This window comes from Undibacterium paludis, assembly GCF_022568815.1.
In the GTDB taxonomy this organism is placed as follows: Bacteria; Pseudomonadota; Gammaproteobacteria; order Burkholderiales; family Burkholderiaceae_D; genus Undibacterium.
Genome location: NZ_JAKZHX010000006.1, coordinates 106112 through 132604, shown reverse-complemented (window position 1 = coordinate 132604; position 26493 = coordinate 106112). Strand labels below are relative to the sequence as shown.

Annotated in this window: 22 protein-coding genes and 1 tRNA gene; 10 read left to right on the top strand and 13 right to left on the bottom strand. The window is 51.5% G+C overall.

Annotated elements, in window-relative coordinates; genetic code table 11:
* Positions 1–11: 11 nt before the first annotated feature.
* The 3 genes from LZ463_RS11880 to LZ463_RS11870 form a co-directional block, all read right to left on the bottom strand.
* Positions 12–461, bottom strand: a complete 450-nt coding sequence (locus LZ463_RS11880; protein WP_241455855.1) for a copper chaperone PCu(A)C — start codon at positions 459–461, stop codon at positions 12–14.
* A 14-nt stretch (positions 462–475) separates the two neighbouring features.
* The gene (locus LZ463_RS11875) at positions 476–1057 is read right to left on the bottom strand and encodes an SCO family protein (RefSeq protein ID WP_241455853.1); all 582 of its coding nucleotides are present in this window, start codon (positions 1055–1057) and stop codon (positions 476–478) included.
* A 130-nt stretch (positions 1058–1187) separates the two neighbouring features.
* On the bottom strand, positions 1188–1598 hold the full coding sequence (locus LZ463_RS11870; RefSeq protein WP_241455851.1) for a DUF2946 domain-containing protein: 411 nt from the start codon (positions 1596–1598) through the stop codon (positions 1188–1190).
* Positions 1599–1797: 199 nt separating this feature from the next.
* On the opposite strand from LZ463_RS11870, the gene LZ463_RS11865 reads away from it, so the two are divergent.
* The 6 genes from LZ463_RS11865 (at position 1798) to lhpI (ending at position 8493) form a co-directional block, all read left to right on the top strand.
* Positions 1798–2589 carry a LolA-like protein gene (locus LZ463_RS11865; RefSeq protein ID WP_241455849.1) on the top strand — a complete coding sequence of 264 codons (792 nt, stop codon included), beginning with the start codon at positions 1798–1800 and terminating at the stop codon, positions 2587–2589.
* 26 nt (positions 2590–2615) lie between these two features.
* Entirely contained in the window at positions 2616–3830 is a 1215-nt protein-coding gene (locus LZ463_RS11860; protein WP_241455847.1) for an acyltransferase family protein, read from the top strand.
* Between the two features lie 2 nt (positions 3831–3832).
* On the top strand, positions 3833–4330 hold the full coding sequence (locus tag LZ463_RS11855; protein WP_241455845.1) for an RNA polymerase sigma factor: 498 nt from the start codon (positions 3833–3835) through the stop codon (positions 4328–4330).
* A gap of 1 nt (position 4331) precedes the next feature.
* A complete protein-coding gene (locus LZ463_RS11850; RefSeq protein ID WP_241455843.1) occupies positions 4332–5018 on the top strand; it encodes a hypothetical protein in 687 nt (228 codons plus the stop codon).
* Positions 5019–5126: 108 nt separating this feature from the next.
* Positions 5127–7463: a CocE/NonD family hydrolase gene (locus tag LZ463_RS11845; protein ID WP_241455841.1), complete on the top strand. Its 2337-nt coding sequence runs from the start codon at positions 5127–5129 to the stop codon at positions 7461–7463.
* 52 nt (positions 7464–7515) lie between these two features.
* Positions 7516–8493, top strand: coding sequence for a bifunctional Delta(1)-pyrroline-2-carboxylate/Delta(1)-piperideine-2-carboxylate reductase (lhpI, locus tag LZ463_RS11840; RefSeq protein ID WP_241455840.1), 978 nt, complete (start codon positions 7516–7518; stop codon positions 8491–8493).
* A gap of 136 nt (positions 8494–8629) precedes the next feature.
* On the opposite strand, the gene LZ463_RS11835 is transcribed toward lhpI, so the two are convergent.
* The 7 genes from LZ463_RS11835 to LZ463_RS11805 all read right to left on the bottom strand — a co-directional run bounded on the left by LZ463_RS11835 (position 8630) and on the right by LZ463_RS11805 (position 17812).
* Positions 8630–10087, bottom strand: a complete 1458-nt coding sequence (locus tag LZ463_RS11835) for a DEAD/DEAH box helicase (RefSeq protein ID WP_241455838.1) — start codon at positions 10085–10087, stop codon at positions 8630–8632.
* Positions 10088–10093: 6 nt separating this feature from the next.
* Positions 10094–10170, bottom strand: a tRNA-Ile gene (locus LZ463_RS11830).
* Positions 10171–10337: 167 nt separating this feature from the next.
* Positions 10338–12704, bottom strand: a complete 2367-nt coding sequence (gene rpoD, locus LZ463_RS11825) for an RNA polymerase sigma factor RpoD (RefSeq protein WP_241456124.1) — start codon at positions 12702–12704, stop codon at positions 10338–10340.
* A gap of 966 nt (positions 12705–13670) precedes the next feature.
* Positions 13671–15467, bottom strand: a complete 1797-nt coding sequence (dnaG, locus tag LZ463_RS11820; RefSeq protein WP_241455836.1) for a DNA primase — start codon at positions 15465–15467, stop codon at positions 13671–13673.
* A 44-nt stretch (positions 15468–15511) separates the two neighbouring features.
* Positions 15512–15958 (bottom strand): GatB/YqeY domain-containing protein, encoded by a 447-nt coding sequence (locus LZ463_RS11815; RefSeq protein WP_241455834.1) that lies wholly within the window; start codon positions 15956–15958, stop codon positions 15512–15514.
* 154 nt (positions 15959–16112) lie between these two features.
* Positions 16113–16325 carry a 30S ribosomal protein S21 gene (rpsU, locus tag LZ463_RS11810; protein WP_005877634.1) on the bottom strand — a complete coding sequence of 71 codons (213 nt, stop codon included), beginning with the start codon at positions 16323–16325 and terminating at the stop codon, positions 16113–16115.
* 269 nt (positions 16326–16594) lie between these two features.
* Complete coding sequence (locus LZ463_RS11805; RefSeq protein ID WP_241455832.1) at positions 16595–17812, bottom strand: BaiN/RdsA family NAD(P)/FAD-dependent oxidoreductase; 1218 nt, start codon at positions 17810–17812, stop codon at positions 16595–16597.
* A 58-nt stretch (positions 17813–17870) separates the two neighbouring features.
* On the opposite strand from LZ463_RS11805, the gene LZ463_RS11800 reads away from it, so the two are divergent.
* Positions 17871–18326, top strand: a complete 456-nt coding sequence (locus LZ463_RS11800) for a hypothetical protein (protein WP_241455830.1) — start codon at positions 17871–17873, stop codon at positions 18324–18326.
* 372 nt (positions 18327–18698) lie between these two features.
* Here LZ463_RS11800 and LZ463_RS11795 read toward each other — a convergent pair whose 3' ends face one another.
* Both LZ463_RS11795 and LZ463_RS11790 read right to left on the bottom strand, forming a co-directional pair.
* Positions 18699–19400, bottom strand: coding sequence for a FadR/GntR family transcriptional regulator (locus tag LZ463_RS11795; RefSeq protein ID WP_241455829.1), 702 nt, complete (start codon positions 19398–19400; stop codon positions 18699–18701).
* Between the two features lie 190 nt (positions 19401–19590).
* On the bottom strand, positions 19591–20577 hold the full coding sequence (locus LZ463_RS11790; protein ID WP_241455828.1) for an alpha/beta hydrolase: 987 nt from the start codon (positions 20575–20577) through the stop codon (positions 19591–19593).
* 469 nt (positions 20578–21046) lie between these two features.
* On the opposite strand from LZ463_RS11790, the gene LZ463_RS11785 reads away from it, so the two are divergent.
* From LZ463_RS11785 to LZ463_RS11775, 3 genes are read left to right on the top strand one after another with little or no spacing between them, the layout of a single operon-like run.
* On the top strand, positions 21047–22474 hold the full coding sequence (locus LZ463_RS11785; RefSeq protein WP_241455827.1) for a glycoside hydrolase family 88/105 protein: 1428 nt from the start codon (positions 21047–21049) through the stop codon (positions 22472–22474).
* Between the two features lie 36 nt (positions 22475–22510).
* A complete protein-coding gene (locus LZ463_RS11780; protein ID WP_241455826.1) occupies positions 22511–23725 on the top strand; it encodes a DUF4861 family protein in 1215 nt (404 codons plus the stop codon).
* 44 nt (positions 23726–23769) lie between these two features.
* Positions 23770–25602, top strand: coding sequence for a glycoside hydrolase family 28 protein (locus LZ463_RS11775; protein WP_241455825.1), 1833 nt, complete (start codon positions 23770–23772; stop codon positions 25600–25602).
* 203 nt (positions 25603–25805) lie between these two features.
* Here the strand turns inward: LZ463_RS11775 and LZ463_RS11770 are convergent, their stop codons facing one another.
* Positions 25806–26402, bottom strand: coding sequence for a 3-keto-disaccharide hydrolase (locus tag LZ463_RS11770; RefSeq protein ID WP_241455824.1), 597 nt, complete (start codon positions 26400–26402; stop codon positions 25806–25808).
* Between the last annotated feature and the right edge of the window lie 91 nt (positions 26403–26493).

Here is a 26493-nt window from a genome sequence, read left to right as displayed (position 1 = left end):
CGGACATCCTTTCAGTGCTGTACAGCCTGGTTCAACGGCCTGGCAGTCGCCTTGATCTCTATGGTCTCGCGCTTTTTGTCCTTGCCTTCGACAACCAGAGTAACTGGCACAACATCCCCCTCTTTGACCTGGGCCTTCAAGTCCATCAGCATGATATGGAATGCCCCCGGCTTCAGCTCAAGCAGTTTGCCAGCAAGTAAATCCAGGCCATCAACCTGGCGCATCTTCATCACATTATTAATCATTTCCATCTTGTGTATTTCTGCCACACCTGCTACAGGTGAGCGGACTTCCACCAGACGTACATCTTTGGCAGATTTGATCTGCATGAAGGCCCCAGTCGCCTTCTGCTGGGCCACGGTGGCACGCACCCAGGGTTCACTGACGGTCACTTGTGCCTGCGCCAGCAGGGCAAAACCGGACAAGGCCAGGCCCATCATCATCTTGGTCATTGTATTCATCTCTTTTATCCTTATTAACTTTTCATCAAGGCAGATAAATCTGCCGCACATTGTTCTGCTGTCTGTTCATGCTTCAGGGCCAGGCGAATTTTGCCATTGGCGTCAAACACATAACTGATGGACGTATGGTCCATGGTATAGGAGCTGCCACTAGGCACCTTGTCGTAAAACACCCTGAAAGCCCTGGCTACCTCACGTGTCTGTTGCATATCCCCGCGCAAACCCAAAAAGCCGGGATCAAAAGCGGCCATGTATTGCGCCAGCAAGTCCTGGGTATCTCTTTCAGGGTCTATGGTAATAAATATCACCTGCAACTGCCCGGCTTTTTCAGCCAGCAGCTTGCGTATCAATACCGCCCGGCTCAGGGCCGTAGGGCAAATATCAGGACACTGGGTAAAACCAAAAAATATCAGCAGGTATTTACCCTTGAAACTGGCCAGGCTATAGTCACGGCCATCATGGCCGCGCAGGTGAAAATCTGCACCATAGTCAGCGCCGGTAATATCAATACCGTTAAAACTGACCGGCGCACGGCTGCAGCCAACCAGCGGCAAACTGGACAGAGCAAGCAACTTGAGTAAGGAACGGCGTTCCATTGTGCATCTCTTTCAAAATCAGCAAGCGCCCGCAACCGCAGCGGGGCGCAGAGTATCATTTGTCATATCAGCAAACCCGGACACGAATAACGAACCATGGTGAAACTGACAGACAAGCCAGGGCGAAAGATCAGACCAGAACAGGCGGAGCACGCGCTTGCGCGCTGTCCCAGATGAAAAGAGTGGAAGGTGACTGATAAAACAGCGAAGGAAAAGCCGCGCTCAGATTTTTGCCTGTGGCGGCACCGGCTAGCGCAGGCAGGATAAAGTCATGATCGGTATGCGGCAGGCAAAAAGCACAATGCCCGTGGATACGCGGCTTGTCCTGAACAGTCTTAAGCGCATCCACTTTCAGCACCTTGCCCGTCACACTGTCAACAAGCCTGACGCCCTGCACACTGCAAATCTCGATGACACCGTTCCTGACAACAGGCAAGCCACCACCCATGCTGCCTGCCAGCGATGGCAAAAAAGCATTGAACAACAGAGCCAGGCAAGCCAGCACGATGATCAGGTGTCGGTTATGGTAAGAGATACGCATGCAGGAATTATACCGAATACGGCCAGACTTGAAAAAGAGCGATCTCATTCATCGCTTTTAGATGTTCAGTTTTTTTTCCTTACATGTGAATTTTTCCGACTCCCCAGCGAATAAAAGAGCAGGTGTTTAGCAAAACTCATCGGGTGTCTTGCCAAACTTTCATTTAAACACTTAATCACATAACCTGGGGAGAATAATCATGTCTGCACCATTGATAGCACCACATCTGTCAGTACGTCTGTTATTGCGTCTTTTCATCATAGGCTTGTCTTGTCTGTTCTTTTCTGCGCCTGCCTTTTCACAGTCAGGTACGGCAATGCCAAACGGTCTGAATTTGGAAACGGTATTGCGCAGGCATTTTGCAGCGATAGGTGATATGGACAAGGTGCAAGCGCGGCGGGTGAAGTTGCGCATCATCGGCATGGCGCCGTTTGACATACCGACAACAGTCGAAGCCAGACGGCCAGCCTTGTTGCGCCGGGATGTGATGTTGCAGGGACAGGTACAAGTGACTGCCTATGATGGCAAGGATGCCTGGAAGATAGATCCCTTTCTGCCCAGCGGCAAGCGGGCGATTGATTTGCCTGCCGAAGAATTGCCTGCTTTGCTGGAAGAAAGTTATTTTGACGGCATTTTGGTGGCGGCGCAAAAACAGGGCTTTCCCATGCGTTACGCTGGCGAAGAGAATCTTGACGGGCGGCGCGTGCACGTCGTCAAGCTTACTGTGCCGACCACGGGTGAATCCACTATTTATCTCGATGCGATGAATTATCTCGAAATCAAACGCCTGCAAAAACGCCAGATCATGGGGCGCAGCACTGAACTGGAGGTCTGGAGCAGTGATTATCGCCAGCAAGACGGCTTGACGTTGCCGTTCCGGTTTGAGATTGCGCCTAAAGGTGCCAGTCAGCGCATGAGCATGGTGGTTGACGCGCTGGAAAATAATCCGGTGATAGCTGTAGCGCGCTTCCAGCGTGCTGCCCAGCCGTGAAATTGTCTGTCTTATCGGGGTACGCCATGCATACACCACCCATGGATGGCAAACACATCGTCAACAGCGAGCGCCTGCACGGTCTTGATGCCTTGCGTGCGGCAGCGCTGCTGCTTGGTGTCTTGTTGCACGCAACGATTTCTTTCTTGCCCGGGGCGAAGTTTTTTTGGATAGTGAGCGACCATAGCAAGGCAGAATTACTGGGGCCAGTGTTTTTTGTTATTCATGTATTCAGGATGCCTTTGTTCTTTTTACTGGCAGGTTACTTTGCCCACCAGGCTTTGCAGAAAAAAGGCTTGTCTGGCTTTATTCGGGACAGGGCCAGGCGTATCGCCCTGCCCTTGCTGGTCGGCTGGCCGGTGATTTTTTCAGGCATCGTTGCTGCAGTCTTGCTCGCTGCCTGGTTGCGCAATGGTGGCAGCATGCCCAAGCAATCACCACCTTCACCACGGTTTACGGCGGAAGATTTCCCGCTTGCTCACTTGTGGTTTTTATACATGCTCCTGCTGTTGTATGTGGCGATGCTGTCATTGTGGTGTACAGGCAATCTGGCCGGGTGGTCCCGTTTATTGCATGCAGCCGCAAGACTTGCCATGCCGGTGCTGGCTGGTGTAGCAGGTCCGGTGATACTGGCGTTGCCGGTGGCACTGGCCCTGTTTTATACACCTTACTGGATCAACTGGTTTGGTGTGCCGACACCAGATCAATCGCTTTACCCAGGGCTTGCCGCCTGGGTCAGTTTTGGACTGGCTTTTGGTTTTGGCTGGGCATTGCTACCACATACTGAGCTGATGTTACGCTGGCAAAAAAGCTGGTACTGGCATCTGGCCATTGCATTTATTCTGACGTCTGCCTGCCTGGCAATGACTGGCTTGACCCCGCAATTACTGCCAGCTGTCCACGACTGGAAAAAATTCGTCTATGCAGCATTGTATGCCTGTGCCGCCTGGAATTTTTGCTTTGGCCTGACCGGCCTGGCGCTACAATGCATGGACCGTGCCCACCCTGGCGTACGTTATCTGGCTGATGCTTCCTACTGGATTTATCTGGTACACCTGCCGCTGGTGATGACTTTGCAGGCCTTGGTGTCACGCACGGACTGGCACTGGACAGGCAAGCTGGCAGCAGTATTGACAGCGTCCCTGTTACTGGCGCTGATCAGTTATCACTGGATGGTCAGACGCACGTTGATCGGCAGCATACTGAATGGCAAGCGCATATCACGAACGGTGAAGGCCTGAATATGGATCAGGAACTTTTTTTACAGCACCTGGCGCAACACAAACGCCTGCTCTATAAGGTGGCCCATGGCTATTGCCGCCATGCCGAAGATCGTCGTGACCTGGTACAGGACATGGTGGTGCAATTGTGGCGTGCTTACCCTGGCTTTGATGGCAGGGTGCAGTTCTCGACCTGGATGTACCGGATTGCCATGAATGTCGCCATTTCTCATTATCGCAGTGAAGCCCGGCAGGTGCGCGACACCGTGCCACTGGAAGAATTCGGGCTTGATATCGCCGAGGCTGATCAGTTGTTCAATGCGCAAAGCGACAATATGCGTACGCTGGACAAACTCATCCGCGAGCTCGATGAATTGAACCGTGCCTTGATCTTGCTGTTCATGGACGGTCATGGCAATGAAGAAATCGCCAGCATCATGGGCTTGACTGCGACCAATGTCGCCACCCGCATGAGCCGCATCAAACAAAAATTGCAAAGCCGTTTTGCAGAAGGAGGCTAAGATGGATCTGGAATTGTTAAGAGCCGAATGGAAAGCCAGGGACCAGAACCTGGAACAGGCAGTCAGGATGAATACCCAGATGCTGAAATTGTCGCTGATGGAGCAACATCGTCGCGACATCAAGAAATGGGGTCTGGTCGACAAATATGAAATTGTCGCAGGCATACCTGTGTTTATTTATCTGATCTGGTTTTTGTCGCATTACATCACGCGACTTGAATTTGCGCTGCCTGCCTTTGCCCTGCTGGCCTGGACAATCGCCATGCCCCTGCTCAGCCACAGCCAGCGCCATGCCCTGCAAGCCATGGATTTTGGCCAGCCTGTCACCATCGTGCAGAAGCAGCTGATGATATTGAAATCAAGACGGCTGGCATTGCTCAAGTGGGCATTCTTGCTGGGGCAGGTTGTCTGGTTCATTCCTTTCCTGCTGGTGTTCTTCAAAGGAATGTTTGGCGTGGACCTGTACCAGAAAACAGATCACTTCATCGGCCCCAGCCTGCTTTTCAGTGTGCTGTTCATCCCTCTGGCAATCGCTGTGTCGAGGTTATTGTCGGGCCGCTTGAACCGTTCACCGGGGTTTCAGGCGTTTACCGATACACTGGCTGGTGAGGATTTCAAAAAGACGCGCGCCTTTCTGACGAAGATTGCGCAGTTTGAAGAAGTTCCTGCCGAGACCGATCAGGTATGACGTAATGTGATGCAAACCAATCCTTGATTTTATATGGAATCATGGCACAAACCGTGTTATCTTCAAGACCATTTTTGGTACGTGCCCCAATCAAATTCAAGGTGATCCATGCGCACTTTTTTTGCTCTTGCCAGCTTTGTCTTCGTGTTGCACATCAATAGTCCGGCATGGGCACAGACAGAAGACGAGCCCGTCACCATTGCCGAATCTGGTCTTGCGCAGCCTGAAAGCCTGGAGAAAACCATGGCAGCGATTGCCCAGAATTTGCTGTCAAGAACGGGGATGGAAAATAAAAACTGGGACGCCAATCAGCTGTTCCGCATGCAGTTGCTGAACGCCGAGCCTGAGCAGGCGCGGCGCTCCATTCTGGCATGGCGTACTCAAGCACAAATAGCCGGGCAAGCTGGCAGCGACAGCCTGTTTGTCGTGTATGAACTGTACGCCTTAAGTCTAGAATTGCAGAACCGGCACAAGCTGAGTTTTGAGACTGCTTACCAGCAGGCATTCAGGCAGATATTCGCCGGCCTGAACGACAAGGCCGCTTATGATGCCGCTTTTTCTTTGGGGGCCTCTGTTGAACGGCTAAAAGCAGATTTTGAACAAAGCCTTAAAATCCATGCGGGTAAAAAAGCATTGCGCGCCAGAGAAGCCCTGACTTTAAGCCGCCAGTACCTGGCCTGGCAAGTCTATGAAAAAGTAATTCCTCTTAGTGCAGCACTGCTCAGGGAAGACGATGAAAGGCGTTATCAAGAAGAGCAATTATTGATACCAACAATTGATGGCGCACAGATTTCAACCCTGGTGATACGCCCCAGACAGCCCGTACCGGGGCCGGAGGCAAAGAAGTATGCGAGCTTATTCAGCTTCACGATTTATGCCAACGATGACTGGGCTCGCGCAGATGCCAGAAAAATGGCGGCAAACGGTTACGTTGGCGTAGTCAGCTATTCCCGAGGCAAAGGCCGCAGCCCTGACCAGATCATCCCCTATGAGCATGATGGTGACGATGCCCGCACAGTCATTAACTGGATAGCCAGTCAAAACTGGAGTGATGGCAGGGTTGGCATGTATGGCGGCAGTTATAGCGCTTTTACACAATGGGCTACTGCAAAGAAATTGCCACCGGCATTGAAAGCCATGGCAACCTCGGCCAGCGCGGCACCGGGCATCGATATACCTGCCGAGGGCAATGTATTCATGAACTTCATGTATTCATGGCTACCCTACGTCACCAATAACAAAACGCTTGATGACGCTACTTATGGCGACAAGCAGCGCTGGCAAAAGTTGGACAAGACCTGGTACCTGCAAGGTTCTGCCTATCGTGAACTCGATAAAATAGACGGCACCCCCAGCCCGGTGCACAGACGCTGGTTGCAGCATCCGGGCTATGACAATTACTGGCAAGCCCTGATCCCTTACCGGCAGGAATTTGCCGCAATCAATATCCCCATACTTGGCACAACCGGTTATTTTGATGGTGGCCAGGTCGGTGTGCTGCATTACTTCCAGCAGCATACGCGTTATCTGCCCAATGCAGACCATACTTTACTGATAGGCCCTTTCAGTCACCTGGCGATGCAAACAGGTGTATCACCTTATGAATCAGGCTATAAAGTCGATGAGGTTGCCAGACTTGATTTGCAGGCATTGAGGCTGCAATGGTTTGATCATTTATTCAAGGGCACGCCCAAGCCTTCCTTGCTGAAAGACCGGGTCAATTATCAGGTGATGGGAGCAAACCTGTGGAAGCATGCCCCCACGCTGGCAGCCATGCAGCCTGGTCACGCTGATTATTATCTGGCTACGCCGACACAAGAAGAGAATGAACAAGGAAATAAGCAGCAAAATCAGCAAACAGCTCTCTTCAGGCTGACACCCGCCCCGGCATTAAAGCAGCCCCCTATCAGCTTGATGGTGAATATGGCCAATCGTGATGACGCCACTGAAGAACCAGGCGAGGAATTAAGAGTAAACAAGACACTCAACACCCGCAATGCCCTGGCATTTTTTTCTGACACCATGCCGGAGGCAATGGAAATCAGCGGCTTGTTTGCCGGCCATCTGGAATTTACCGTCAACAAAAAGGATGTGGACCTGACTGTCACCTTGTATGAACAAATGCCTGATGGCAGGTATTTTGAGCTCGCTTCGTACATGACACGTGCGAGCTATGCCAGAGACCGCAGCAAAAGAAGCTTATTGCAGGCGGGGAAAAAGCAGATTATCGATTTTACGGCAGAGCGTATCACCAGCAGGCAAATGCAGGCTGGCAGCAAAATTGTCGTCGCCATTGGCATACCAAAGCAACAGGACCTGCAAATCAACTATGGCACAGGCAAGGATGTCAGTGACGAAACTATTGCTGATGCAGGCAAGCCATTTCAACTACAATTACTGAATAGTACTTATATCCGTGTGCCCCTGGGCTTGCCAGGCAAATAATGTACGTTTCGATACCATCTCCACATCACATCCATACCCTCTTCTTTAGCCAATGACACCAGCAAACATCCCTTTCCTGAGTAAAGAACAAGTCAGTGCCGCCTTGCCCTACGGCAAACTGATCGCGGCCCTGCGCATTGCCTTTACGGAAGACATGCTTGCCCCAAAGCGTCATGCGCATACCTTGTCAGAAGCTGACAACTCCAGCCTGTTGCTGATGCCAGTGTGGCAGTCGCAAGGGCATCTTGGTGTCAAGCTGGTGACGGTAACACCGCAGAACACAGCGCTGCCGACGGTGCATGCAGTCTTTATCCTGTTTGATACACGAACCGGCGCACCGCTGGCCTTGATGGATGGCGAAGAACTGACCTTGCGCCGCACGGCTGCAGCGTCTGCCCTGGCGGCATCTTACCTGTCGCGAACGGCTTCGCAGCATCTGCTGCTGGTCGGCAATGGCAGTCTTGCGCCACATATTGCGGTGGCCCATTGTCATACCCGGCCAATTACTGACATCAGTATCTGGGGCCGGTCAACCGTGAAATCTGAACAGGCAGCTCGCCTGATACGCGCGCATGCAGAGTGTCGTGACGATATACGTATCCATGTGGTTGATGATCTGGCTGCGGCTTGTGCAAGGGCCGATATCATCACTTGCGCCACCACCAGCAAAACACCGATCGTGCTTGGCAGCCACGTCAAGCCAGGGACGCATCTTGACCTGGTCGGTGGCTTCAAACCGGATATGCGTGAAGTTGACAACGCCTTGATGAGCAAGGCCAGCGTATTTGTTGATACCTATGCAGGTGCCCTGGCAGAAGCTGGCGACATCACGCAAACCCTGGCCAATGGCAGCCTGTTGCACAGCGCTATCCGGGCAGAGTTGCGTGAACTATGCAACGACCATCACCCTGGTCGCCTGCATCAGGAAGACATAACAGTATTTAAATCAGTGGGGAGCGCAATAGAGGATTTGTGTGCAGCCAATCTGGTGCTGAGTCATTGCACACCAGGGAATGCGGTCAGGTCATAACCCGTTTGAAGAAGGCTGTGCAGAAAGCTGATCGGGGATATACAAAGCATGTCTTGACATGTTTTGTATATCCCCAATTTCATTTTTTGCGATAAACCTGCGATTATTCGTCAAGCTTTATCGTTTCAGTACATACTCAACTTTTTGGAATACCGCCAAGCAGAGCCGCTTTTTTCTGCGGCTTGGCTGCCGTCAGGGACTTGCCTGCCGATACGCTGGCCGCAGTCGCATTGCCGGTGCTGGCACTGGGCTCGTAAGGTTTCAGGAACCATGGATCTATTTTTTCCCTTGGCGGCTGGAAGCTGCGTGCAGGACGTTCGCTGCGTTCAGAGCGCTCACCGCGGTCACCACGCTCATGTCGGTCACGCGGTGACTTGTGTTCAGGCTGATGAACTGAAGTAGCAACAAAACCCGCCAGATGCAGGCGTACGATTTTCTGCTTGATCAGTTTTTCTATATCAATCAGCAAACGTTCATCCTGATCCGTATGCAAGGAGATGGCATCGCCCTTGGCGCCGGCGCGCCCTGTGCGACCTATGCGGTGGACATAATCTTCGGCGCTATATGGCAGATCAAAATTGATGACACAAGGCAATTCTGCAATATCGAGACCACGCGCAGCCACATCTGTAGCAACCAGGACTTCGACTTCACCTTGCTTGAAGGCTTCCAGGGCGGCCATACGTTCTTGCTGGGATTTGTCACCATGAATGGCAGAAGCTTTAACACCCTGCTTGACCAGATGCACGGCAAGACGTGATGCGCCTATCTTGGTATTCGAAAAAACAATGACCTGCTTCAAGCCGCGCTCGCGAATAATAAAGGAGACGGCATCGCGCTTTTCTTCAGCACCGACCTTGTACAGTATCTGCGTCACATTATCTGCAGTGGCATTACTGCGCGCCACTTCTATGGTCTGCGGATTGGTCAGGAAGCTGGCAGCAAGCTTTTTGATCTCTGGCGAGAACGTGGCCGAGAACATCAGATTCTGGCGCTTCTTAGGCAACAGGTTGATGATGCGCTGCAGGTCGGGCAAAAAACCCATGTCCAGCATGCGGTCAGCCTCATCCATGACAAGTATCTGGACCTGCGACAGGTTAACAGTTTTTTGCTGTACGTGATCAAGCAAACGACCAGGTGTGGCGATCACGATCTCTACACCGTTACGCAAAATTGTCGTCTGTGGCGCCATGTCCATGCCGCCAAATACGACGGTAGAGCGCAAAGGTGTGTGACGAGAATAAGCCTTGACGTTTTCTGCGACCTGGTCAGCCAGTTCACGTGTCGGCGTCAAAATCAGAGCACGTACCGGGTGCCGGGCCGGTGACGCACTGGTGCTTGCATGTGCCAACAGCAATTGGATGATAGGCAAAGAAAAACCTGCCGTTTTACCCGTGCCGGTTTGTGCAGCCCCCATGACATCACGGCCTTGAAGGACAACCGGTATTGCTTGTTCCTGGATGGGAGTGGGATGTACATAACCCTGATCTGTCAAGGCACGCAAAATTTCTGGCGCAAGGCCAAAATCAGCAAACATTACCTGTGGGGCAGTCTGCTCGTCTGGGGATATAGCTGGGGACTTGATATCAGTCATGGTAGTTGGTGGGCCCAGCAGGACTTGAACCTGCGACCAACGGATTATGAGTCCGCTGCTCTAACCAACTGAGCTATGGGCCCAATTCTTTCTGCAAGCTTTGCCTGCCTTAATCTGAGGTTAATCCAGTTTGGAAAAATACTTCAGGTTTTGCAGGTAGAGCCAGATGATGCCGCCTGCAAAATGTTGTACCAAATTTCAGAACAACAAGTTAAACGGGCACCGAAAAACCGGCACCCATTATATAACATTAATTACCTTCTAGGAAGCTCTTGAGCTTGTCTGAACGTGATGGATGACGTAATTTCCTCAAAGCCTTGGCTTCTATCTGGCGAATACGTTCTCTTGTCACGTCAAATTGTTTACCTACTTCTTCCAAAGTATGGTCCGTCGACATTTCAACACCAAAGCGCATGCGCAATACTTTTGCTTCGCGCGGCGTCAAGGAATCGAGTACGTCTTTCACTACGTTGCGCATCGATGCGTGCAAAGCTGCATCGGCTGGCGCCAGTGTGTGATTGTCTTCGATGAAGTCACCCAAATGGGAATCATCATCATCACCTATCGGTGTTTCCATCGAGATCGGCTCTTTGGCAATCTTCATGATCTTGCGGATTTTGTCTTCCGGCATTTCCATCTTGATTGCCAGTGTAGCCGGATCAGGCTCCACACCAGTCTCTTGCAAAATCTGGCGCGAGATACGATTCATCTTGTTGATCGTTTCTATCATGTGCACAGGAATACGGATAGTACGCGCCTGGTCAGCGATAGAGCGGGTAATGGCCTGACGAATCCACCAGGTTGCATAGGTAGAGAACTTGTAGCCGCGACGGTATTCAAACTTGTCCACCGCCTTCATCAAACCGATATTTCCCTCCTGGATCAGATCCAGGAATTGCAAGCCACGGTTGGTGTATTTCTTGGCGATGGAAATAACCAGACGCAAGTTGGCTTCTGTCATTTCACGCTTGGCCTTGCGCGCCTTCATTTCGCCGGCAGACATCTTTTTATTGATGTTGCGCAGGTCCGGCAAAGGCAAGACAACGCGCAACTGCAAATCAATCAGTTTTTGTTGCAACTGCTGCACAGACGGGATATTACGACCCAGGATGGCGCTGTAAGAATGACCTGCATTCACTTCGCCTTCCACCCAGTTCAGGTTGGTCTCATTACCAGGGAAGACCTTGATGAAGTGGGAGCGCGGCATGCCGCAGCGATTGACCACCACTTCGAGGATCTGCTTTTCTACATGGCGCACTTCGTCAACCTGGCCACGCAAGGTATCGCACAGTTTCTCTACCACTTTTGCAGTAAAGCGTATGCCCAGCAATTCACCGGAGATTGCTTCCTGCGCCTTGATATAAGACTTGGAGTTGTAACCTTCTTTTTCGAAGGATTTGCGCATTTTTTCAAAATTCGTCGCAATGACTTCGAATTTTGCCAGCGCGTCACGTTTCAATTGCTCAAGCTGCTCAGCCGAGATGGCAGCTGCACCGGCAGCACCGCCATCGTCGTCTTCTTCTTCATCTTCTTCCTCTTCCTCTTCGTCCTCGTCAGACTCTTCTTCCGCGGCAGCGGCAACGACGGGGGCTGCAGCTTCTTCATCTGCATTGGGATCAACCAGACCATCGACGATTTCATCAATCTTGATTTCGTCAGCAGCGATACGGTCAGCTGCCGCCAGGATTTCTGCGATGGTGGTCGGACAGGCAGAGATCGCCTGTATCATGTCTTTGAGGCCTTCTTCGATTTTCTTCGCAATGACGATTTCGCCTTCGCGCGTCAGCAACTCAACCGAACCCATTTCGCGCATGTACATGCGCACAGGGTCGGTGGTGCGACCAAAATCGGAGTCTACTGTAGACAGTGCCGCTTCAGCAGCAGCTTCCACTTCATCATCATCGGTCGTGACGGTGACGACATTGTCCGACAACAGCAAGGTTTCAGCATCGGGGGCTTGTTCGTAGACAGCCACACCCATGTCATTGAAAGTGCCGATGATGCCTTCTATCGCTTCCGGATCAACGACGTTTTCGGGCAAGTGATCGTTGATTTCAGCAAAGGTCAGGTAACCGCGATCCTTACCAAGCTTGATCAGGGTTTTCAGTTTCTGGCGACGGCGCTCGAGCTCTTCCTCGGTTGCTTCAGGGTCAGAAGAGAAAGCGTCTTTCAACAGGGCTTTTTCCTTGGCTTTGCGGTCCTTGGCTTTAGCCTTGTCGATGGCTTTCATCTCGGCACGCTCTACTGCGTTGAGCGCCGCGATTTCTTCATTCTCTGGTTGATATTCTTTCGGTTTGCGACCACGACGACCAGGCACCTTCACGCCAGGCAAGACATAGCTGGACGTGTCAATCGCGGCAAGTACCGCAGCATCGGTCGTCTGGCTCACGGTGGGAGCAGAACCGGTTTTGATTTCCTGCACCTCTGGTGCAGCTTTTGCTGAATTCTTGGTTGGCTTAGTCACTGTCTTTGAATCGGTTTTGTTAATTGTCACAGAAGCTTTCGATGATACGGATACTGGTTCTGGCTGGGCTGCAGATGCACTCCTGGATTTTCCACTGAGCTCGGAATCAGCCGCTTCTACTGACTGCTTCCCTTTTTTTGCCGGTGGTGTCATATTTTTGCCGCTCACTTCCTTACCAGCCGTTTTTGTCGCAGACCTGGACTCAAGCACATCCACGTCTTTGGCTTTTGTTGCCGCCTTCAATGCTGCTTTATTCGTTGCCTGCTTCACCTCGACCGCCTCAGCCACCAGTGATTGTTTTATCACTTTAGGCGCTTTAGCGTCTTTCGCAACCCCTTTTTGCTCCGTCGTTTGCTCAGCCGTTTTAAGGGCTTTCGTATTACTACTAGTACTCGTACTCCGTGCAGTGGACGCCATTACTGCCGTCTTTGCCTTGGTGCCAGCACTTGCCGCTGCGCTGGGGACGGTCTTCGCCGCTTTCGTCTGAGTTGTGGCAGGCGCTTTTTTGGGAGCACCAGCCACGGCTTTTTCTACCGTAGTGGACTTCAGGGTTTTCGCGGGTTTCTTCATTGCGTTAGCCATTGAATCAAACCATCCGGAACTGAGGAAGTCGCCTGCTTGTACACAAAAAGAAAATACGCTACCACCAGATCTTGCGATCTGCATTGCAGAGCAAACTCTTGTTTGTTTCAGACTTCCCGAGTCTCAGCGCCAGTGTTTTGGGTTACTCGGAGGAGCATTACACTCACCTAAACAACACATTCCATACAAAAAGCACATGCTTTGCACGGAATGAAACAACCTAAGACCTTGAATCGAAAGCCTTTAATTATACCACGAGAGAGTGCTTTACTCTAGTCAAAGACTATGGCATATATCACTTTAGTGAATAAAAATTAGGCAAATACTGGTAAAAAAAGAGGCGAAGGCAATAATTTCCTGCAAACAAATTTGTTAAATATTTAAGAAATTTAATGAACTCAATTGACTTTAGCCTGCTTCCATGACAGAAAATGATGGCGTAAGCAGAAATAACAAGACCGCGACCCGAAACAGCAGACAATCCGTATCAAAAGAAGTTCAAATACGGAAAGTCGTGCAAAGAAATGTACTTTTAAATCAACGCAGCGCAGCTTCGGCGGCAGCTTGCTTCCTTAGCTGATCCTGTAACTGCATGATTTCACGGAAACGCTCAGCATCTCCAGGCTCTTGCAAACCACGGGCAACCAATTTCTCCCGCTCCATATCCAGTACTTGCTTGCGCATTTGCCTCAGAGCACCAGACAATTCCAATCTGACAATATCGATATCGCTTTCAGTCTGCTCAGCAATTTCTGCAATCAGCGCATCAAAATCAGAGCCGCCCGCACGCAACTGTTCAGCCAGGGCGGCAAATTGGGCATTTTCGCCCATACTCTGAGCAGCTACCACCAGGGTGCGTAACATGTCAGCACCATCAGGCGCCAGCGTTGCAGCATCAGACAAGACACTTTCATCAATCGACATGGCCAATGAGGGGTGCGCGACCAGGATGCGCATGATCTGGCGCTCCAGACCGACCGGCGCATTGCGCTTGCTTTTGGGCGGCGCCTGCTTGATGCGGGCGACCGGCTGGCTCAACTCGAACAGGGCTTCAATTTCTGCGGGGCTGGTTTGCGTCACTTGCGCCAAATTGCGCACCAGTTGCAAGCGCATGCTTGAAGCTTGCATTGCCTGCAACAGTGGCTTGGCGTCAAACTGCGTCCTGGCCCGCCCTTCTGCCGTCGCCAGATCACTATCACCGATCATTTCGCGCATAAAAAATTGCGACAGGGGCATGGCATCATGCACTTCCTGCTCAAAGGCTTCCGCACCAAATTCCCGGATATAGCTATCCGGATCATGCTCAGCAGGCAAAAAAAGAAACTTGATGATCTTGTCGTCATTTGCATGCGGCAGGCAGGCGTCAAGCGCCCGCCTGGCCGCACGCCGACCGGCACTGTCACCATCAAAACTGAACACCACGTGATCAGTCTGACGCAACAATTTTTGCACATGAGTAGGTGTGCAGGCTGTACCCAGGGTCGCCACTGCTTGCGGAAAACCCATTTGCGCCAGCGCCACCACATCCATATAACCTTCCGTCACCAGGACATAACCAGCTTCACGTATGGCCTGGCGCGCCTCGAACAAACCATATAACTCCAGACCTTTTTGAAACAGCGGGGTTTCTGGCGAATTCAAATACTTTGGCTCCCCCTGCTCCATGATCCGACCACCGAAACCGATGATCTGCCCTTTGGTATTACGGATAGGGAACATGACGCGGTCGCGAAAACGGTCATAGCGCTTGCGACTGCCCCCCCCCTCTTCTTCGCCCTTATCAATAACAAGACCCGCTTCGACCAGGACAGGACTATCGTAATCAGTAAATACTGAACGCAACCCATCCCAGCCATCAGGCGCGAAACCCATACCAAAACGCGCCGCTATTTCGCCAGTCAGACCACGTTTTTTCAAATAAGCAATAGCCTGGGGAGCATGACGCAATTGCTGCCTGTAGTATTCACCAGCCCGCGTCATAACGTCAGACAAAGCCAGACTTTTTGCCATCACCTCGGCACGCTGCGCCGGCAAGAGATGATCTTCTTCCGGCACGATCATGCCATTGTTTTGCGCCAGGTCGCGTATGGCGTCAACAAAGCTGAGGCCAGAATATTCCATCAGAAATCCGATGGAACTGCCATGTGCGCCGCAACCAAAGCAGTGATAAAACTGTTTGGTCGGACTAACTGTGAAACTCGGGGATTTTTCATTATGGAAGGGACACAAACCCATATAGTTTGCGCCACCTTTTTTTAACTGCACGTATTTACCCACCACGTCGACAATGTCAACGCGAGCGAGCAAATCCTGTATAAAACTTTGTGGTATCAAGATCAGATGCCAGCAAATAATTCAAGCAAAATGGCAAACGCCACTTACTTGGACAAGGCAGCCTTGACCAGACCAGAAACCTTGCCCATGTCGGCGCGACCGGCAAGCTTCGACTTCAATACATCAATGACTTTGCGCATATCTTGCGGACCGGCGGCACCTGTTTCAGCCACAGCAGCGGCAACAGCAGCTTGCACTTCTTCATCAGACATGGCGGCTGGCATGTAGACAGACAGGATTTCCAACTCGGCTTTTTCTATATCAGCCAGATCCTGGCGACCACCGGCTTCAAACTGGGTAATGGAGTCTTTACGCTGTTTGATCATTTTTTCTATGATTGCCAGGATCATGCCATCATCAAGCTCAACGCGCTCATCCACTTCTTTCTGCTTCATGGCAGCAGTCAGCAGGCGTATGGTACCCAGTCTGGCTGTTTCCTTGGCACGCATCGCGGCCTTCATATCATCGGTGATTCGTTCTTTTAAAGTCATGATTCAGGACCTTTAATCTTAATTAATTAAACAATTAATAATTGAATAAAAACAACAAAGCCCGCTACGGCTGACCGGAGCGGGCATGCAAACCTAAGCAGCTAATGAACTGGCACCGCGATGTACCCGGCAAACGCCAGACACAACAGCAGGATTAGTACATTTTCTTAGGCAGTTGCTGACTACGAATACGTTTGTAGTGACGCTTGACAGCGGCAGCCAGCTTGCGTTTGCGTTCAGCTGTTGGCTTCTCGTAGAACTCGCGAGCGCGCAATTCGGTCAACAGACCGGTCTTTTCGATAGTGCGCTTGAAGCGGCGCATGGCAACTTCGAACGGCTCGTTTTCTTTAAGGCGAATTGTGGTCATGTAAGTTCAAACCATGGAAAGATTTATAGGAAGACCGAGATATTAACAGGAAAATTAATTTAATGGAAGGACATTGATTAAATCTTGCGCAAATTTTTGCCGTAGTCTGTCATTCCGGGGCCGCCAGCATAGTTAATTTTCATGATACTTGTTCGTAATGTCAGGTGTTTACATGGGCATATGGAGTCCCCTGCAATTATCAACATCCACGTCTCATGCGCACGTCAAACGTAACCAGACACAAAACAATCACATAAAAACAACAGATTTTATGCAGCCAACCCGGCAGCCAACCCGGCAGCCGTACCGGATGCCCAGGCCCACTGGAAATTATAACCACCGAGCCAGCCAGTGACATCCACTGCTTCACCTATAAAATACAGGCCAGGCACCTTGTTGGCCATCATGCTTTGCTGCGACAACTCACGCGTATCAATACCGCCACGTGTCACCTCAGCCTTGCGATAACCTTCTGAACCGTTTGGTATCAATTCCCAGCGATTGAGTTTTTCACCCAGTTCACGCAGACGCTTGTCAGACATATCTGCTACCCGGGCATCACCGGCAAAACCGTGTGCCGTCAATAAACCATCGACCAGGCGAGCGGGCAGATATTGTGATAAATGATTGGCAAGATTTTTTTTGATCGTAGTTTTATTGCCAACCAGATCCTGCGCCACATCTATCTCAGGTAACAGATTGATACGTATGGGCTTGCCCGGCTCCCAAAAGCTGGAAATCTGCAATACGCCGGGGCCGGACAGGCCGCGATGGGTAAACAACAAATCTTCCCTGAACAGGATGCGTGACTTTTTTTCACCAGTTTCTATATCAACTTCCAGGGAAATACCGGACAAAGGCACAAACGGCTCCCAGTCCCTGGCATCGAAAGTCAAGGGAACAAGGGCTGGACGCGGCTCTATGATCTTCAAACCGAACTGACGCGCCATCTTGTGGGCAAAATCTGTCGCACCGATTTTGGGGATGGACAGACCACCGGTCGCAATCACGACTTGCTCCGTCCTGATACTCCCCATGCTGGTCTGCAATGTGAACTGGGCAGCATCACCCTCAACTGCTTGCACATCGTCGACCTTGCACCCCATGCGCCATTCGACATTACCGCGATCACATTCTGACTTGAGCATGGCAATGATGTCTTCAGCGCTGTCATCACAAAACAATTGCCCCTTGTGTTTTTCATGCCAGGCGATGTTGTAGCGTTTCATCAAGCCAAGGAAATCTTGCGGCGTATAACGGGACAAGGCACTTTTACAAAAATGCGGATTCTCTGACAGGAAGTTGGCTGGCGTCGCGTGCAAATTTGTGAAGTTACAACGCCCGCCACCAGAAATACGGATTTTTTCTGCCAGGCGTGTAGCATGGTCAATCAACACAACACGTTTGCCGCGCTGACCGGCTACTGCCGCACACATCAGGCCGGCAGCACCGGCGCCAATAACGGCAAGATCAAATTGTTTACTCATGACAGGGGCTTTCTCAAAATTCAGGCGAGATTGTAGCCCAGAGCAGGCAATATGAGGCATGCCAGGCCTTGCACCATCGTTTAAAATTCAATCCTTGGGAGTTTTTTCAACAATTCAATCACTGCGCAGATTACCAAGATACGCAGATGCACCAGCCACCATGACAGATTTCAGCTTCTGGATTTTATTTGCACTTTCGATCATGGGTATTTTTATGTACCCCTTGTATCTGCTATCGTTTTTTAAGATTTTCAAAGCCAGGAGAAAAAACCAGCTTCTGTCAAAACGCTATTTAGCAATCAAAGTACTGGCGGTAATCTTGGGCTTTGTCAGCCTGCTGGTCAGCGCCTTTCACCTGCATCTTATCATGACCACCAATCCCAATAAGGGCTATGCAAACGGCATTGTGTTCTACAGCCTGCTGATGATCAGCCCCTACTATCTATGCGCCCTGATTTTTCTCTTTATCAAGACACGTAAACAAGTACACACGGTAACCACTGAACAAGCATAACCACGCAAAAAAATAAGTAACTCCCATCCTTCAGGAGGAAAGACTTGCAAGAACAGGTGACAGCAGGAATGTTTCAATTACAAAGACATTCACCACATCAATATATGACGCCTGATTGCACACCATACTACAGTCTTCTTTTTAAATTCATACCTACCAGATTTGCTGACAAGACAGGCTAAGTAGTCATGAATACGGTCTCGCATCAAATCGCTCCCGGACGAATATATCGGTCAGGCTTTACCTGTGTGGTATTGATGGCAGTGCAATGAAGAGAACATCTGGAACAAGCATGCCGGTACAAGGCAATGCTCGCCCACAATGCCAGAATGCTGCAGAAATGGGACAAGACCGATGTGATCAAACTGGCCGTCAGCCGCGCGAAAAAGTCCTTGTGACGCGTTCAAGGTGGGCGCGCATGGCTTTTCTGGCCTCGGCCGGATCGTGTGCAGCAATCGCTTCCAGAATGGCGCGATGGTCTTTCAGCGTTTGCTGGCGCAAATCCTCGGTCTGAAAATGTTCCTTGAGCTTATGCCAGAGGCGGCCACGCTGGTTCCACAGGTATTCAACCGTACCAACCAGGGCGCTATTGCCGGTCGCCTGCGCGATGGACAGGTGGAAATTACGGTCTGCCTGCTCGTTACTGGAGTAATTGTCATGATTTTTTTCCATGTCCAGCACAGCCCTGAGGATGCCATCAATGGCCGCATCCGTTGCTACGCGAGCGGCGATGGCGGCAATTTCAGACTCAATCAGACGTCGAGCCGACAAGACTTCAAATGGCCCAGGCCCCACCTCGGCCAGATCGGCCGGCTCTTCAGGCTTTTCAGTCACATATACACCAGAACCGCCGCGCACCTCTATCACTCCACCCAGCTCGAGTGCGATCAAGGCTTCACGCAAAGAGGTACGGCTCACACTGAGTTTGCTTGCCAGGTCACGTTCGGATGGCAAGCGACTACCGGGCATGACCCGCTCTTCTTGTATCAATGCCTGAATTCTGTCGGCAACCACACGATACAGTCTTGGCTCATGTGCCGGAACTTCATTTTTGGGGTTGATTTTTTTTATCATTGTTGCAGTTTTTATTCAATTTTTTGCCGACATAATGTGGTCAGACCCATTCTAAATTGGCACTACCAGCTTTGCAATGTGAAGAGCATATTTTTGTCAAACTTTTTATAATGCGGCTCTATAAACCGTGCCCAGCCAAGCATGAAGATCGAATGACTGCTTCCTTTCAGCAAGAGCAGGGACAGCAAGGCTAGCGTCGTTGGAATATATCCTTCAAAAAAGTATCGGTCGCCGCAATTGTGGGCGACACCCAGGGTTCAAACAGCCAGAAATTATGCGGAGCATCATTGAACCTGATCACCCGACTGGTGATACCTATTGCATTCATTTTGTCCACCATGACATCCCAGCCCAGACTATAACGCCGTTGCGAACCAAGTATGAACAGCACCGGTGCCATCTGCTTGTTGACATGAGTGATCGGAGATGCCTCATGCCATAGTGCCGGCTTCTCTGCGTAACGGCCTCCAAACCAGGCACCTGCTGATGATGGCTGCCTGGCGGGATCATCTTCATAGCGCCTGGCCTCTTCAGAACTGAAGTCAGACAAGCCATCGATGTTGATGACCGCTTGCACCTCACTGGAAATCTGTCCTGCTGTCTGTAAGTCGACCATATCAAACTTCTGCATGTGATTGGTGACACCGGCCAGACTAGCCATCTGGCCACCTGCTGAGGCCCCCAGTACGGCAATTTGCCCAGGGTCCACGCCATACGTTGCAGCATGGGTGCGTACCCAACGTATCGCTGCTTTGACATCATGGATGGCGGCGGGGTATCTGGCCTCCGGCGACAGACGATAGCTGATGCTGGCCACCACATAGCCCCGCTGTGCCAGCCCCGTCGCCAGCGCAGTGAAATGACTGCGGTCGCCGGTACGCCAGCCGCCGCCATGCACCATGACAATCGCCGGCCCTGGCTCAGCATTTGCCAGTACTGGCAGATACAGATCCAGTTGCAGAGCGCGCCGGCCATACTGCACGTAGTCCAGGCCAGCCAGACGCACGACATCGGACGGTATTGCCCTGCTGGCTATCTCCAGATGCGGATATTGCGGCAATAATTTGGCATAGACTGCTTCGACAGTGTATGCATTATCCACGGTTCCGGCTTGCTGCATGCTGCCGCAGGCTGACAATGTAAAACAGATCAGCAGATATAAGCAAAACCTGCGCATTCAATGCTTTCCATTACCATTACCAATTAAATACAGGTTGATTCCGCAGGTGCAGCACTTGCAGGGCACTCCCCCTCTGATAGCGCATAAATCACCCAGCGTGTATAAGTTAATTTGAAAGAATTATGGCACAAGCATCAAATATTTGGCTAGTCCACATTGCATAATTGGACTGACCACAATAAAATGGTCCTACCAAAACAAATGGCAAAATCCCCCCTGAACCAAGTACACCTGCTTGCGGAGGCGAACCGGCCCCGGATTTAATAACAGGGAAAACATTTGCCCATAACGAGACAAAGCAAGAGCATGAGCACCAACAAAACCAGCAAATCCAGGCCTGCGGCCAGGCTGATCAGGGCGCAATTTCCGCCCCCTGTACCCGCTCCTGCTTGCCCGCTCATGGGCTTCGCCAGTCAATCACATGTACCCAGATTCCCAAGATTATTCATTCATCCGGCTCAAATCCATGTCAAATAAAACACACTCGCGCCCTGGCCGCTTTTTGCCAGCCCTGCTTTCCCTGATCACAGTATTTGCCATGACTGCCCCCGTACATGCTGAAGGCAATCTGCGCAATCCCGATAACAAGGATCTGAAGGACCAGGGAGAAGGCACCTATCCCGTACCCTATAAAAAACCTGTGACTGAAGAAATCACTGAAATCCTGCACCGCGTCCGTGGCTATCTGGAATCGACCACGCCGACACGTATCATCAACAAAACCACTGGCGCCATCATCACCGACTTCAGCAAACCGGTAGCCGAAGCCATTTTCGAACCAAGCAAGGGTGACTACGGCATCCTTGTATACGAAATGGGTGTGGTCCATTCGGGACTGTTAAAAGCCTATGAAGCTACTGGCGATAGACGTTTTACAGACATGACCGCACGTCACCTGCAATTTTTTGCTGACACCATGCCTTACTTCAAGGCGCAGGAAAACGCCTTCCATCTGGAAAGAGCCAATAGTTTTTCTCGCTTCCTTGATCCGCGCTCGCTTGACGACAGCGGGTCCATGTGTGCGGCCCTGGTGCGTGCCCGTCTTGCCGGCATCGGCCCCGACCTCAACAAGATGATCGGTGTATGCAGCAATTTTGTCTCCAGGCAGCAATACCGGCTGGAAGACGGCACGCTGGCGCGCAAGCGTCCGCAAGCCTCATCCATATGGGTGGACGATATGTACATGGGAGTACCAGCCCTGGCCGAAATGGGACATATGACCAGGGACAAAACCTGGTTTGATGATGCCGTCAAAAACGTCTTGCAGATGTCGGCAAGAACCTTTGATGAAAAAGCTGGCATCTATACCCACGGCTGGAACGCCAATAATCCCGATGCACCTTATTTTTACTGGGGTCGCGCCAATGGCTGGGCAGTACTGGCCATGAGCGACCTGCTTGACGTGCTGCCCAAAGACCACCCCGGTTACACCAAAGTTCTGGCGCAGTTGCGCAAAACCTTGCGTGGCATCAGTCAATTGCAGTCAGGCACAGGACTCTGGCACCAGATGCTGGACAGGAATGATTCTTACCTTGAATCTTCTGCCAGCGCCATGTTTGTGTACGCGATTGCCCATGCTGTCAATCAGGGCTGGGTCAGCCCGGTCACTTATGGTTCCATCGCTCAGGCTGGCTGGGCCGGCCTGGCATCACGCATCAATGCCAAAGGGCAGCTCGAAGGCGGCTGTGTCGGCACGACCTTTGCCAGTGACCAGGTGTACTACTACAACCGCCCTACCAGCGTCGATACCTTGCACGGCTATGGCCCGGCACTGATGGCAGGTGCGGAAATGATCAAGCTGCTGAAAAACCCGGCATTTGAAATCCAGCACAGGGTACGCACTTATCATTACGTGCCTATAGGCGGCAAAACTGATTATCGCGAACATCATTAGAACTCTGCCATTTTCATTATTGAATTGAGAAATTTCATGTCTTATAAATTGTCATCGCTGATGATAGCCGTCATGCTGGTCACGCCATTGGCGCAGGCAGACAAGCTGGCCGTCACGGCCAGTCACGAACTGCAACAGGCCCGACCATCCGAAACCATTACCCTGCCCTGGTCCGAGGTGAACAAAGCCTTGCCCGGTGCGCTGATACAGCGCATTGCAGTAAAAGACAAGACCGGCAAGGTCCTGCCGCATCAGGTCACGAATGTCGCGCCCTTGTCAAAAGACCCGACCGGCGCAGGCATTGCCTATGGCGAACTGATTTTTCAATACAATTTTGCCGAGGGCGAAAAGACAGCCAACTTCACCGTTGAGAAAATCGACACACTGATACCGGTATTTCCCCAGCAGGCTTATGCCCGCTATGTACCTGAGCGCCTCGATGATTTTGCCTGGGAAAACGACAAAATAGGTCACCGCACTTATGGCAAGGCACTGAGCGCCCCTGCCGCACCCGGCAGCAACAAGGAAGTCTTGCGCAGCAGCGGGCTGGACATCTGGTTCAAGCGTGTCAGCTACCCCGTCGTGGATCGCTGGTATAACAAGGGCCACGATCATTATCACAAGGATGAAGGCGAAGGCCTGGACATGTATAACGTCGGCCGTTCCCGTGGTGCAGGCGGCACCGGCATCTGGGATGGCAAAACCCTGCATACCAGCGATAACTATGCGTCATGGAAAGTGATCGCCAATGGCCCCATACGCGCCGTATTTGAACTGACTTATGACAACTGGGATGCAGCCGGCGTCAAGGTCGCTGAGGTAAAACGCTTTACCGTCGACGCCGGTCATTACTTCGACCAGATAGAAAGTACGTTCAACTTTTCCGGCCCGACCGAGCTGATTGCAGCCCTGGGGTTGAACAAGACACCAACGGACAAAGGCCAGTCACCGGTCATCAAGCTGACGCAGAACCTGGCAGAAGGTTCGCTGCAACAATGGGTGGAACAGGCCAGCAATGGCGCCATCGGCATTGCCATCATCCTGCCGACCGCCAAAGCCTATGCAGAAGACAATCTCAATCAACTGGTGCTGACACCCGTCAGCTCTGGCAAACCCTTGCGCTACTACGCAGGCGCCGCCTGGGACCGGGCAAGCCCGTATAACTCGCAGGACAGCTGGAAACAGGCCGTGGCTGCTGAAGCAGCCAGGATCAGGCATCCCCTGTCCATCAAACTTTCTACCACACCATAAATCGTACCAATAATACGATAGAAACAACAGCATCCGGAGACAGCATGAAGCAAGAACACAATCGACAAAGACGACGCCTGCTACGAAACACTGCAGGCGTCTTGCTGGCTGGCGGTGTGGGGCCGCAAACCTGGGCATCAGCTTCTGCAATTGACGCCCCCTGGCTTGAAGCACAGGCAATCATAGACCGTGTAAGCAGGCCGTTGAGCTTCAAGGCGCAGGATTATGTGATTACCGAATTTGGCGCCGTCAGTTGCAAGCTGGTCACAATAACGGCCCAGGTATCTTCAGATACGGAAAAAAGTGAGCAGGCCCCACTGAACACACCAGCACCTGGCTCCACTGACTGCCGTCCCGCTATTACAGCGGCAATTTCAGCCTGCAACAAGGAAGGTGGTGGTCGTGTTGTAATACCTGCCGGTAACTGGTATTGCGCCGGCCCCATGGTATTACTGTCGAATGTACATGTGTACCTGAAGACTGGGGCACATATCTACTTCAGCACCAACCCTCTCGATTATGCGAAATATGGAGAATATGATTGCGGCAAGAATGGCAAGCTGGTCATCTCCCGCTGGCAAGGCAATGACTGCCTCAATTACTCACCTCTGGTCTATGCCTATGGCCAGGACAACATCGCCCTGACCGGTGAAGACTGGACCAGCATCATCAATGGCCAGGGTGGCGTGCCATTCGAGCAGGGTGCTGGCTCATGGTGGGACTGGAAAGGCAGGAAACGTCAGGGTGTCAATCCGGCCTTCACCGAAATCGCGGTCAATCCCAACAATGGCAGCGACCTGGCCAGCATCGTACCGGGTCTCGATCCGGTAAAACAAAAACTGATACAAGGCGAAGGCGATAGCTGGCGCAGCGACTCGCGTTACCTGCCCGCCTTGTCCGAAGCAGGTGTAGCAGTAGCAAAACGGGTGTTTGGCATAGGCCACTATCTGCGCCCCTGCATGATAGAACTGATAGGCTGCAGCAATGTCTTGTTGCAGGGCTACCAGGCCAGCAACTCACCATTCTGGGTACATCACCCTGTGAATTGCCGCAATCTACATATCAACAGAGTCAATATGGACAGCATGGGTCCGAATAGCGATGGCTTTGATCCAGAATCCTGCGATGGAGTCCTGGTCGATCATTGTACCTTCAATACCGGTGATGACTGTATCGCCATCAAGTCGGGCAAAAACCTTGATACCAATTTGGGCCCGACAAAAAACATCGTCATCCAGAACTGCATCATGAACAGTGGTCATGGTGCGGTGACGCTGGGTAGCGAGATGGCTGGCGGCATAGAAAACATTTATGCCCAGCACCTGGAATTCCGCAACATCAACTGGGCCAAAGACGCCCTCAACACCGCCATACGCATGAAAACCAATATGAACCGGGGCGGTTACCTGAGGAACTTCTATCTGCGTGATATTGCCATACCCAATGGTGTACAAACCCGGCCACGATTTTACAAGCCGCTGCCAGGCGGTGACGAAGCTTTCAAATCTGTCGCCTCCGGCGCTGGCGCCATTATCACTATCGACTGCGACTATGCACCGGCAGATGACAGCGTCAGGACTCGTCCGCCCATGGTCAGCAATGTCCAGATTTCCAATGTCAGGGTCGGTAACGTCAATACCGGTGATGGCAGTTATTCCTGCTATCAGGCCATGGTCATACTGGGGCCGGTGGCCAGCAGTTATAACGGCCCGGCGGGTAAAGTCATTTCTGCCTTGCGTGATATCAGTATCAGCGACTGCGATTTCGGGACAACACGGAATAAAAAAGACATCTGGTATGTGCACAATGTCAGTAAGCTGAGCCTGAACAAGGTGAGCATCAATGGCAAGCTTTATACAGAAACGATTTCTGGCTGAAGACCAGCAGTTCTGAACCTTAGTTCGGAATTGCTAGTGGACTGTAACAGTGAAAGCGGAAGTAAAGGACATGTGCCCGGCGAATCAAGGCAAGGTTTTGACAAATAAACACAGCGATAGCAGGGCTATCGCGAGCATTTGCAACGCCATGATCGTCGCGCACATGGCAGGCACTTCGCTTTTCGCTGTTACAGTCTACTAGATTAGTCCAGTCTTTCGATATGTACATTGCGTAATTCAAAAGCTGTTCCTTCCAGCTGGAAACCGACACGCCCGGAATACGGGACAGACTTGCTGATACGGTTTTGCACAACACCATTGATGCTGACCTCCACTGCGCCATTCATACTGACGATATCGCAGCTATTCCACTCCCCTGCCGGCTTTTCACTATCGTCCTGCATTTTTGCCTTGACCGGAGTGGCTGAGCCTGGCGGGCTGCTCAGGTCTTCGGCAAATGTAGCGCCTGCCATGGGCAACAGGTCACCGGAGAATTTGTACTTGGTCTGTATCTGCAAACTCAGGGGCCAAACCCTGTCTTTGGGGCCAGAAGCAATGTAGATCAGCACACCACTATTCCCTGGTTTTAGTGGCCAGCGCCATTCAGCGTGCAGGCGGAAATTCTGGTAGCTGTCCCTGGTAGAAATATAACCACTGGGTTGACCAGCTATGGTAATCACCCCCTCGGCATTGATTTGCGCGACGTCACCGATTGCAACGGTCGGACTTGTGAAGATTTCCCAATCGTGAAAATCTGACGCAGAAAAAAGGTCTGCCGCCAGCACGGGCTTCGCTGACATGCAGAGCAACAGAACTGTTGTCACTAAAGATGCCATGCCAGACGATCTTGCGCAGCTTGAAGTATGCATATTCGTTTAATAGACATCAACC

Bases quoted from the DNA above. Each gene is read 5' to 3' on its own strand.
- LZ463_RS11770 (WP_241455824.1), bottom strand. From the start codon at position 26,402: ATGTCAGCGAAGCCCGTGCTGGCGGCAGACCTTTTTTCTGCGTCAGAT.
- LZ463_RS11870 (WP_241455851.1), bottom strand. From the start codon at position 1,598: ATGCGTATCTCTTACCATAACCGACACCTGATCATCGTGCTGGCTTGC.
- lhpI (WP_241455840.1), top strand. From the start codon at position 7,516: ATGACACCAGCAAACATCCCTTTCCTGAGTAAAGAACAAGTCAGTGCC.
- LZ463_RS11880 (WP_241455855.1), bottom strand. From the start codon at position 461: ATGAATACAATGACCAAGATGATGATGGGCCTGGCCTTGTCCGGTTTT.
- rpsU (WP_005877634.1), bottom strand. From the start codon at position 16,325: ATGACCACAATTCGCCTTAAAGAAAACGAGCCGTTCGAAGTTGCCATG.
- LZ463_RS11835 (WP_241455838.1), bottom strand. From the start codon at position 10,087: ATGACTGATATCAAGTCCCCAGCTATATCCCCAGACGAGCAGACTGCC.
- LZ463_RS11795 (WP_241455829.1), bottom strand. From the start codon at position 19,400: ATGATAAAAAAAATCAACCCCAAAAATGAAGTTCCGGCACATGAGCCA.
- rpoD (WP_241456124.1), bottom strand. From the start codon at position 12,704: ATGACACCACCGGCAAAAAAAGGGAAGCAGTCAGTAGAAGCGGCTGAT.
- LZ463_RS11790 (WP_241455828.1), bottom strand. From the start codon at position 20,577: ATGCGCAGGTTTTGCTTATATCTGCTGATCTGTTTTACATTGTCAGCC.
- LZ463_RS11780 (WP_241455826.1), top strand. From the start codon at position 22,511: ATGTCTTATAAATTGTCATCGCTGATGATAGCCGTCATGCTGGTCACG.
- LZ463_RS11775 (WP_241455825.1), top strand. From the start codon at position 23,770: ATGAAGCAAGAACACAATCGACAAAGACGACGCCTGCTACGAAACACT.
- LZ463_RS11865 (WP_241455849.1), top strand. From the start codon at position 1,798: ATGTCTGCACCATTGATAGCACCACATCTGTCAGTACGTCTGTTATTG.
- LZ463_RS11875 (WP_241455853.1), bottom strand. From the start codon at position 1,057: ATGGAACGCCGTTCCTTACTCAAGTTGCTTGCTCTGTCCAGTTTGCCG.
- LZ463_RS11805 (WP_241455832.1), bottom strand. From the start codon at position 17,812: ATGAGTAAACAATTTGATCTTGCCGTTATTGGCGCCGGTGCTGCCGGC.
- LZ463_RS11860 (WP_241455847.1), top strand. From the start codon at position 2,616: ATGCATACACCACCCATGGATGGCAAACACATCGTCAACAGCGAGCGC.
- LZ463_RS11785 (WP_241455827.1), top strand. From the start codon at position 21,047: ATGTCAAATAAAACACACTCGCGCCCTGGCCGCTTTTTGCCAGCCCTG.
- LZ463_RS11850 (WP_241455843.1), top strand. From the start codon at position 4,332: ATGGATCTGGAATTGTTAAGAGCCGAATGGAAAGCCAGGGACCAGAAC.
- LZ463_RS11855 (WP_241455845.1), top strand. From the start codon at position 3,833: ATGGATCAGGAACTTTTTTTACAGCACCTGGCGCAACACAAACGCCTG.
- LZ463_RS11800 (WP_241455830.1), top strand. From the start codon at position 17,871: ATGCCAGGCCTTGCACCATCGTTTAAAATTCAATCCTTGGGAGTTTTT.
- LZ463_RS11815 (WP_241455834.1), bottom strand. From the start codon at position 15,958: ATGACTTTAAAAGAACGAATCACCGATGATATGAAGGCCGCGATGCGT.
- LZ463_RS11845 (WP_241455841.1), top strand. From the start codon at position 5,127: ATGCGCACTTTTTTTGCTCTTGCCAGCTTTGTCTTCGTGTTGCACATC.